At 58.9% G+C, this 1,065-nt stretch carries 1 protein-coding gene; it reads right to left on the reverse strand.

What is annotated here, in order from left to right; genetic code table 11:
* Positions 1–1,061 (reverse strand): tripartite tricarboxylate transporter permease (locus KG698_RS15355; protein ID WP_367114136.1); only part of this gene is annotated, 1,061 nt, incomplete at its 3' end.
* Positions 1,062–1,065 lie beyond the last annotated feature (4 nt).

The following is a 1,065-nucleotide window of genomic DNA, read 5'->3' on the forward strand; positions in this document are numbered from 1 at the left end:
ATGGCCGCCGCCGTCAGGATCAGCGTCCGCGACCAGCTGACCTGCGCCCTGATCCGGAAGAAGGTCAACAGGAAGATCGCCAGCGCGATGATGAACCCGAAGAGAGCCGTCAGTGCCAGGAGGCCGAAGAACCAGCCCAGCGTGCCCCACAGCGAATACGGTGCGTTGCCATCGTCACCGCCGGTTTCCATATCGATGAACACATCGTCCGTCTCGGGTCGCAGGATCATCCGTGCCATCAGCGCCAGACAGCCTAGAAGGGTCACAATCCCGATGGTGAGCGGAAACACTTTGTCGCCAAAGCGGCTGACACCCGCTGCATCGATCGTGGAAATAGCGACATAAAGTGTGATCGCGCCCAGGAACAGCATCGGCGCACGCTTGGTGCCGGTGTGGGTGACGATATTTTCACGGATATTCTTGGATTGGCGAATACCAATGACGATGGAAAGCACCGACAGGACCAGCAGCGTCACTGAGATCGGCGAAACAAGGTAATCGATCCCCGATTCAAGGCTGCTGCGGAAGCGGGCAGCACCGACCTGGGTCGCCATGTTTACGAATTGCTCGGCCTGTGTCGACAGGACGAAACCTATCAGGAAGGCCGGACGCGAATAGTCGAAACGCCGCAGCAAGATGCCGATGACGCCGACAAAGACGAGCGCAACCAGATCGCCAAGGGACATGCGGGACTGGAAAGCCGCGAAAGCGATCATCATGAACAGAAACGGCGCAAGCAGCGTGAAGCGTATCGTCGTCAGTCGGGCGATTTGGCCGGACAGGAGCACACAAAGCCCGGCGCCGACGACATTGGCCAAGGCAAGGGACCAGACAATCGTATAGGTGATGTCGAGGTCTTGCCGGATCATGGCCGGTCCTGGCGACATACCCAGAAGCGCAAGCCCGCCCAAAAACACCGCCATTGAGCCCGATCCAGGAATCCCGAAAATCAGGGTGGGGACAAGCCCGCCACCCTCTTTTGCGTTGTTGGAGCTTTCGGGCGCGATTACGCCACGAATATCGCCTTGGCCAAATTGGTCGCGATCCTTGGAGCTTTGCACCGCA

Source organism: Roseicyclus sp. (assembly GCF_018402035.1).
Lineage (GTDB): Bacteria > Pseudomonadota > Alphaproteobacteria > Rhodobacterales > Rhodobacteraceae > Roseicyclus.